General features: G+C 39.6%; 1 protein-coding gene. It reads left to right on the top strand.

Translation table 11 applies throughout. From position 1 onward, the window contains the following. The coding region (locus D8863_RS10645; protein ID WP_125441870.1) for an FtsK/SpoIIIE domain-containing protein at positions 1 to 682 on the top strand (682 nt) is incomplete at both ends.

The raw sequence follows: 682 nt of genomic DNA, 5'->3' as shown, positions 1-682 counted from the left end.
GGCTTGTACTGTGAGCTGACGGATAAAGAGTTAAAGGATTCCTATGTGGAATATACTTTGCTCTATGACACCATAGCCAGTCGTATTTCTATTGATGAAGTAGAAGCTAAAGATGGTAAACTTCGCTTAATGAAAAACGTATGGTGGGAATATGATAAGCTCCCTCATATGTTGATTGCTGGTGGTACAGGTGGCGGTAAAACTTACTTTATACTGACACTGATTGAAGCCTTGCTTCATACAGATTCAAAACTGTATATTCTTGACCCGAAAAATGCTGACCTTGCGGACTTAGGTTCTGTGATGGCAAATGTCTACTATAGAAAAGAAGACTTGCTTTCTTGCATTGAAACATTCTATGAAGAAATGATGAAACGTAGTGAGGAAATGAAGCAGATGAAGAACTATAAGACTGGCAAAAATTATGCTTACTTAGGTCTCCCGGCACACTTCTTAATCTTTGATGAATACGTCGCTTTCATGGAAATGCTGGGAACAAAAGAAAACACCGCAGTTATGAATAAGCTGAAACAGATTGTCATGTTAGGTCGTCAAGCTGGCTTCTTTCTAATACTGGCTTGTCAACGTCCAGACGCAAAATATTTAGGCGACGGAATCCGTGATCAGTTTAATTTCAGAGTGGCTTTAGGTCGTATGTCTGAAATGGGCTATGGCATGATGT

It is taken from the genome of Streptococcus oralis (assembly GCF_003943825.1).
Taxonomy (GTDB): Bacteria; Bacillota; Bacilli; order Lactobacillales; family Streptococcaceae; genus Streptococcus; species Streptococcus oralis_CD.
The sequence above is the reverse complement of the archived record's forward strand: the minus strand, read 5'-3'. Positions and strand labels throughout refer to the sequence as shown.